This window comes from Fulvivirga lutimaris (genome assembly GCF_009711525.1).
GTDB lineage: Bacteria > Bacteroidota > Bacteroidia > Cytophagales > Cyclobacteriaceae > Fulvivirga > Fulvivirga lutimaris.
Genome location: NZ_SMLV01000298.1, coordinates 1 through 8,283, shown reverse-complemented (window position 1 = coordinate 8,283; position 8,283 = coordinate 1). Strand labels below are relative to the sequence as shown.

At 38.4% G+C, this 8,283-nt stretch carries 5 protein-coding genes and 1 tRNA gene; 2 read left to right on the top strand and 4 right to left on the bottom strand.

The window, feature by feature from the left end; all coding sequences use genetic code 11:
* From E1140_RS05360 to E1140_RS05345, 4 genes are all read right to left on the bottom strand, one after another.
* Positions 1-824 (bottom strand): aldehyde dehydrogenase family protein (locus E1140_RS05360; RefSeq protein WP_155179943.1); only part of this gene is annotated, 824 nt, incomplete at its 3' end.
* Positions 825-830: 6 nt separating this feature from the next.
* On the bottom strand, positions 831-4,043 hold the full coding sequence (locus tag E1140_RS05355; RefSeq protein ID WP_155179929.1) for a DUF7948 domain-containing protein: 3,213 nt from the start codon (positions 4,041-4,043) through the stop codon (positions 831-833).
* Between the two features lie 63 nt (positions 4,044-4,106).
* Positions 4,107-6,659 carry an ABC transporter permease gene (locus tag E1140_RS05350; protein ID WP_185153439.1) on the bottom strand — a complete coding sequence of 851 codons (2,553 nt, stop codon included), beginning with the start codon at positions 6,657-6,659 and terminating at the stop codon, positions 4,107-4,109.
* Between the two features lie 9 nt (positions 6,660-6,668).
* Positions 6,669-7,361, bottom strand: a complete 693-nt coding sequence (locus E1140_RS05345) for an ABC transporter ATP-binding protein (protein WP_155179923.1) — start codon at positions 7,359-7,361, stop codon at positions 6,669-6,671.
* Positions 7,362-7,522: 161 nt separating this feature from the next.
* Here E1140_RS05345 and E1140_RS05340 point away from each other — a divergent pair, with 161 nt between their 5' ends.
* Together E1140_RS05340 and E1140_RS05335 are read left to right on the top strand one after the other, a co-directional pair.
* Complete coding sequence (locus tag E1140_RS05340; protein WP_155179920.1) at positions 7,523-8,131, top strand: arylesterase; 609 nt, start codon at positions 7,523-7,525, stop codon at positions 8,129-8,131.
* 80 nt (positions 8,132-8,211) lie between these two features.
* A tRNA-Cys gene (locus E1140_RS05335) sits at positions 8,212-8,282 on the top strand.
* Position 8,283 lies beyond the last annotated feature (1 nt).

Here is an 8,283-nt window from a genome sequence, read left to right as displayed (position 1 = left end):
TTGACTTCTTTAACTACAATAAACCGTTTGGCTGAAATGCAACTTTGACCATTATTAATCAATCGACTCGTGGCGCATGTTTTTGCTGCCTGTTCAAGATCTGCATCTTCTAAAACTATATATGGATCACTTCCGCCCAACTCAAGAACAGTTTTCTTTATCTGACTTCCGGCTATAGATGCCACCGATTTACCAGCAGGAGTACTTCCAGTAAGTGTAACTGCCTTAACCTTCTCATTCTTAATTACTTCCTCTACTTTGTCAGATGGAATAATGAGTGTTCTGAAAATATTTTTAGGGAAACCTGCCTTTTGAAAAACCTTCTCAATGGCAATAGCACAACCACTTACATTTGATGCATGTTTTAGCACACCCGCATTTCCGGCCATTAATGCCGGTGTAGCAAACCTCATCACTTGCCAAAAAGGAAAATTCCATGGCATTACTGCCAATACAACCCCAATTGGCCTGTAAGCAACAAAGCTATGAGAAGCATCAGTATCTATTTTATTATCTTCCAAAAAGCCTTTGGCATTATCAGCATAATAATCACAAACCCAGGCACACTTTTCTATCTCAGACGCACCATCCTTTAAGACCTTTCCCATTTCCAAAGCCATCAATTCAGCATAAGAAGCTTTATTTTGTCTTAAAACTTCAGCCGCTTTGTGCATTAGCTCACTGCGTTGTTCAAAGTTTGTTTTTCGCCAATCTTTCCAATCATTGTGAGATTCGTCAATAACATGTTTCACCTCTTTAGAAGTCATTGCCTTATAGGTTGCAATGTTTTCTCCATTAGCAGGATTGATTGATTCTAGATTCATTATTTTTTACTTTATCAGATGTACCCATCCATTACAGGTAGTCTCATCTTTAATAACAGCTTCATAATAATATACACCAGACGGTTCATTTGCTCCATTCCAATCATTCTGATAGTCATCCGTTTCTAAAATAGTCTTACCCCATCGGTTCCAAACCGTTAACTGTACCTTATTCGGGGCGATTATTTCAAAAACTTCATTATCTGAATCTCCATTTGGCGTATAAACATTGGGCACTTTAAGTGTTTGTATGCCAACAGTTTTTGTTTCTTCATACACACATTGCCCACTTACCCCAATTAAAGATACGGAATAGTTACCATCTTGCTGATAGTTATGCGTTTCCTCAGGTTGATCCGAGATGGAGCCATCTCCAAAACTCCATGAATAAACACCCTCATCCACACTTGTATTTGCAACTTGCAATTGAGGTCTTGAAAAACAATCATACACTTTGAGTATATCAAAACTCAAATCAAGTCCGGGCAGCACTTCAATGTTAACTGTATCGATTTTACTGCAGCCTAGTTCATCACTTAAAGAAATATAATAGGTTGTATTTTCTATAGGTGCCACTTCATAGACGGCATTTGTAGATTGAGAAAGACTGTCTACACTAGTCCAAAAGTAACTGGTGCCTCCGAATGCTGTCAACCGGACAGAACTTCCTTCACAAATTTGCTGGTCATCAATGACATCAAAAATCGGACGTGCTACTCTGAGTGTGGTAGAAGTAATATCTTCTGCAATACAAGTATTCTGATCTATGGCTTTTAGTGTAATCTTATAACTACCAGCATTGGCATAATTATGAACTATTGGCAGCGTGTCATTAACTACGGCTTCATTTCCATCCCCAAAATCCCACTCAAATATTTCACCCCCAATACTTAAATTTTGAAAGACTACATCATCAGGAAAGCAGACAATGGAAAGCCCCGGGTTATCAAAATCAACAGAATTGGTTTGAATGATGGCTCTCAACGAAGCTAGGTCAAACTTAAAAGCTGCATTATTACAGTTTTGACTATTATTAGTTGAAGAAAAGGCCTCAGGTGTGGTTGGAAAATCAGAAAAGCCGTTGCATCCTGCACAGACCGCATGATATACAATTCCTCTCTTGTCAAACCTACTTGTACCGCCATCAACATGCGTTTGAGATTGGCTTCCTCCCAGATATGTGGCATAAAGTAACTCTTCTGCATTAGCACTTAAAGTCATAAGATAAAAATCAGATCCGCTGGTCGTTGACTGAAACGCATCAGATGTAATTGGCATTCCAACCGTAGAACCTCCAATAAAACCAGCATTTGTTCCTCCACCCCATCCACTGAGGTATATGTTGTCACAGTCATTGACTAAAAAAGCCGTTGGAGAAATATTTGGGGTGTTACTTGAAGATCCGAATCTGGTCGATAACTCTAAATTAGTGAGGTCACTATTCCATTTTTGTAAAAACTGTCCACCTCCTGAGCTGTACACATTCCCCTTTATTGGGAAAGCTCCACCAGTCTGTCCATATGTATAAATATTATCATCTGAATCTAAATCAATAAAATATACCTGATCGGCCTCACTAGTTCCTACATAAACACCTGTATCCAACTCATAACTAAGGTTGTCTATTATGGACACCCAACCATCAATCTTTCCAGGCTTATTGTTTGAAAAACGTCCTGTAAACTCAGCCACATCTGAGGAGTTAGTTCCTCCAGCTACTATTATCTTCCCATCGCTACTTGCCTTTATTGAATAGGCAGCATCCATCACCGAACCACCCAGGTAAGAAGAAAAAAGTAATTGAGATAGATTCGGGCTTATTTCAAAAATCACAGCATCTGTTGATCCTCCAGAAAAGGTATCTTGAAAGGCATTTAATATTGGAAAGTCAATAGAACTCGTTTTAGAGGCTATTAATATATTACCATCTTCCTTTATATAGATATCACCTCTGGATTGATCTCCGTAGTTACTAACCAAAGCCTCTCCAGCTATCATTAATCCATCATTAGCCGTGCCGCCAATAAAAGTAGATGCAAGCAAGTTACTTCCAGTGGCACTTAACTTGGTTATGAAAATATCAGATCCTAATGGGAATAGCACATTATTAGCACCTCCACCAAAAGGTTCAGCATTTGTACCTCCTGCGTAGGAAGACTGAAAGGCATTTTGTGTTGGATAATTGGATGAACCTGTAACACCCATAATAAGCAGATTATTATCCTTATCCACTATCAGGCTTTGAGGTATCTCAGATTGACTTCCTCCCAAATAACTGGCATATATTGGTTGTTGACCTAGTGAATCATATTTAAGGATAGCAACATCCCAGGCTCCGGCATATGTTGTCTGATAGGCTCCGGCAGTAGCCGGAAATGCTCCACCGGAATAGTGACTTGTTATACCTCCAGAATACAAATTGCCTGCATCATCAAATGTGGCTGTATTGCCCCAATTATCAGCCGTGGAGCCAGAATAGGTCGAAAAAATTAATGTAGGATCAATCGTGAGTTCCAAACAAGGGTCATAATCTTCAAGAAGATTAATAGATAAACTCCCTTCATTCAATGAAAACTCAGCCTTGTAAAATTTCTTTTCACCATCAAGCCATTGATAAGCAATTGGCCGGGTTTCCATTAACTTATTAACCTCGGTTTCAATATTTAGATGACCTAATTCATCGATATAAGATGTACTAGCCCCGTCAATTTCTATTTCAATTTGATTAATATCAGCTTCTGGCGCTACTATAAAATCATACTTTACGCTATTACTATAGTTGTAATACTTAAAGTCTATTCCATCATACAATTGACTGTAGTAGATTTCTGCATACTCATGAGCACCAGTTCCCCAGTTGCTTTTATCTCCAACAAAATAATTATGAACAAGCTGCCCTTGAAGATTACCGTTCACAATAACATCGGGATTGGCATTCTTAAACTTAAAATAATAGGCATGCCGATTTATGGTATTACTTTCAGACTCTCCGTCCTGATGCAAACCAAAACCGGGTTCATCATGATGGGACTTCATACTATAAAAGTCATATATGAGCTTATCATCTTGAAAAAACACTCTGCCTTCGGGCAGCTTTCCGTAGTAGAAATTCTCAGGTGCGTATTGTCCTTTATTCTCTATGAACATGGTCTGGGCAAGCACCGGACAGCATTTGGAAATCAGTAAGCATAAAAAGATTACTCCTGAGAGGCTTTTCATATAAGAATGATTATTACTTTAATACCACATTATTTTTGGCATGGAATATTAAAGATAATTAACCTATACTTCTTTTCTTAAAACTTCAAGTGGTGATCGATGAATTACCCCTCTTGTATTTAACCATCCCACAAAAATAGTCAAGCCCATAATGGTCAACCAGAGATATAAAAGCCCTAAATAGTCTGGAAGGAAGATCACTTCAAAAAAGAATGTAGATAACAACCATCCGGAAATTAGTGACAAAGAGATTCCTGTTAAACCTGCAAAAAAACCCAGGTAGCCATATTCTAAAATTGTCATACCAACAATTTGCTTACTCACAGCACCAATTGTCCTTAGCATCACATTCTCCTTAAGCCTTATGTACTTACTATTGATTACAGCTCCTGCCAGAACTACCAGTCCGGTTAGCACACTAAACAAAGCCATAAACTGAATTACAAAAGATACCTTATCAAAGAATTCATTTATTGTAGTAAGAACAAGGCTCAAATCAATTAATGATACATTAGGAAACAAGGCTACCAACTCCCGCTGATAAGTATTTGCCTTAGATTGAGCATCTATTCTAGTAGTAAGCACGTAAATCTGGGGTGCATGTTCCAAAACCCCATTTGGGAACACAAAAATAAAATTTGGAGGGTCAACAGGCCAATCCACGTCTCGAATACCTCCTAAATAGGTAGTAATACTAATACCCTGAACATCGAATACAATCTCATCACCAATATTCAACTCAAGATTTTCATGCATTCCCTTACTAATGGTCACATAAATACTGTCATTTGAAATATGCTGTAATTTACCAGTCTCTAATATTTCTGACGTATGAATTGAGTCTCTGTAAGTGACCCTGTACTCTCTGGTAAGTGCCCAGTTTGGGACGGCATCAGTTGTATCTTGTTGAATATCTCTAATAGTCTGTCCATTAATACTGCTCAACCTACAGGTAATAATTGGAACTAGCTGTTGAACGGGTAGCTCATTGTCAATGGTCAACTTCACAACACCCTCTCTCTGATTTGGTTGTATGTCAAAAAGAATGGTATTAGATTGATTTTCATTACCAACAAACTCCACCTGATTCAGCAGGCTATTTTGAATAATATTTAAAGTGGCAATTAGAAAGGCTCCAAGGCCAATTACCACAACTAATACAATTGTTTGATTGTTAGGTCTGAATAAATTGGCAAGACTCTGCCTCCAAATGAATGACCACCCTGACGGAAAGAATTTTCTGACCGTTCTCATCAAAAGAAGGGCTACACCTGCCAATGCAGCAAAAGCTACCACCAACCCTAAAAAGAATAAGGCGCCAATTGTAAGGCTTGAGGATTGATATGCAGCAAAGAGCAGTGGAAATAATAAAATCAGAACAATAACCAATATTCGGGATTTTGAGAACTTCCTTAATGGCTCAAAACCAGTTCTCAATACTGATAATGGGGGCACAAACCTTACGGATATTAATGGAAGTACTGAGAATAATATTGAAATGACTAACCCAAGTAAGAGGCCTTCAAATATGGCTCCCCACGCAATACTAAGATCCAAATCCAGCGGTATAAACTCCTGAAGTAGAACTGGCAATCCGTATTGAATAATCACGCCTAACAAAACCCCAATAGCACTCCCTACAAGTCCTATAACCAATGTCTGCACAAAAAAGATATTGAAGGCCTGCCACCCCGAAGCCCCGATACACCTAAGGACCGCAACAGTGTTTCTCTTTTCTCTAACGTAGATGTGTACTGAACTGGCTACACCAATACACCCAAGTATTAAAGCAACAAATGCCAGCAAATTGAAGAACTTATAAAGGTTCTGAAAGCCCTCTCCAAGGTTCTCCTTTCGCCTCTCAACCGTTTCTACCGAATGCCCATATTTTCTGGCAATAGGTTTCAACATATCTACAAATTTGTCCGTCTCTTCTTGTGAGGCTGTTTTAAAATATCTTTTATAATCGACTCTACTACCATACTGTACCAAACCTGTAGAATCAAGATACTTCATTGAAATATATACCGAAGGAGTAAAAGTAGACTGAATACCACCTCCACCAGGTATTTTAGAAACTTCTCCTGCAATTTTAAAGGTCATTTTTCCAATTTTCACGGAATCATCAGCACTGACATCATATTGCCCCATGATGTTTTTGTCCATCATGGCATAGGGCTCATTCCTCATTAACTCAGGAGCATTCTCCGGAAGGGTCTCCAACTCACCATAGAAAGGGAAATCACCTTCAATGGCTACAATTCTCACCAATCTTGTTCCCGGAGTGCTGGTCATAAACATAACCATAGAAGCCAAATCGGCCTCGCTGGCTTTTTCAGCTTTTACCGAATCAAAAGCCTGAATCATTTCTTCTTCAAAAGCCTTATTACCATTCACGGCAAAGTCAGCTCCTAAAAGGTCTTTAGCCTGATTATCAATACTACCTTGCAAATTGATATTGAAGGAGTTAATAGATACCAATGCTGCAATACCAATAATTACAGAAGAGATGAACAGGAAAAGCCTACCTAGGTTATTGCGGGCATCCTTCAAGGCCATTTTCCAAACCCATTTATCAGAAAAAAGTGAATTTTTCCTTTTCTTAATCTTGATCAAATATTCCATTTATGCCTTCGCCAGGGTTTTTTCATCACTTATTACTCTACCACCCTTTAACCTTAAAATACGGTCGGTAAATGAGGCCAATTCGAGGTTGTGAGTTACCATTATTAAGGTAGTGCCTTCCTGTTTGTTGAGATCGAACAAAAGATTTTGAACTTTATCTGCAGTTTCTTCATCAAGATTGCCGGTAGGCTCATCAGCAAATAACACCTTGGGTGATGTAATAAATGCTCTTGCCATAGCCACCCTCTGTTGTTCACCACCAGATAATTGAGATGGATAATGAGTCATTCTGTCTCCCAGACCTACTCTTTCAAGGAGTTCTACAGCTTTATCCTTAAAGTTCTTTTCACCTCTTAGCTCTAAAGGAACAGTGACATTCTCCAGTGCAGTAAGTGTTGGTAAAAGTTGAAAATTCTGAAAAATAAACCCCACATTTTGGTTTCTCAAATAAGCTCGATCATCTTCATCAAGTGCGTTTAGCTTTATACCTGCCAAAGACACCGTCCCGCTAGATGCAATATCCAGACCTGCACACAACCCCAGCAAGGTGGTTTTTCCACTACCAGAGGGGCCAACTATTGATATGCTAGAACCTTCCTCGATACTGAAAGACACATCATCCAGAACCGTCAATGATTTATTTCCTGATTTAAAAGTTTTAGCGAGTTTTTCAACTACAAGAATATCTGCCATAGTGAGAATAACAAGATTTTATGTTTATCGTTAAAAATGTGTTAAACATTTCCTTCGTTTAACGTGATATTAAATTTTTGTTTACTTTAATTAACATATTTGGAGCAATAATTGATTAAAACTAATTAATGTTCAATCAGTCATCAAATCAAAGACCCCACATGAAGCTCAAGTTATTAGGTTTAATACTTATATTTTTTACGTTAGCATTTACATCTGAGAAAAAGACAATCCTGTTTTATGGAGATAGTTTAACTGCTGGTTATGGACTTTCTAAAGAGCAGGCATTTCCAGCTGTTATAGATCGAAAATTAAACTCAAATGCTGATCAGTATAAGATCATCAATGCAGGATTAAGTGGTGAAACAACTGCCGGAGGTTTAAACAGGTTAGACTGGATACTTAAAGAACCAGTAGACATCTTTATACTTGAGCTTGGTGCTAATGATGGGCTAAGAGGGCTTCCTCTCGCACAAACCGAAAGCAACCTTCAACAGATTATTGACAAAGTGAAGGAGAAAAACCCAAATGTTGAAATCATAGTTGCTGGCATGATGGTGCCTCCTAATCTAGGTGAAGATTATACCGATAACTTCAGATCTATCTTTCCAAGAATCGCAAAAAAGAACAATGCTTCGCTTATCCCCTTTTTACTACAAGGTGTGGCTGGAGACGAAAATCTTAATCTGGCAGATGGAATTCATCCTAATGTTGAAGGGCATAAAATAGTTGCCAACAATGTTTTGGAGGTTATAAGACCGTTATTATAGCAAAAGACAAAAAAGATAATTTCTATTGAAGTAATTGTCGAATATTTATAGCTTTGCGACTTCATTTCGAAAGTTAAAATGGCGCTGTGGCCGAGTGGCTAGGCAGAGGTCTGCAAAACCTTCTACAGCGGTTCGAATCCGCTCAGCGCCTC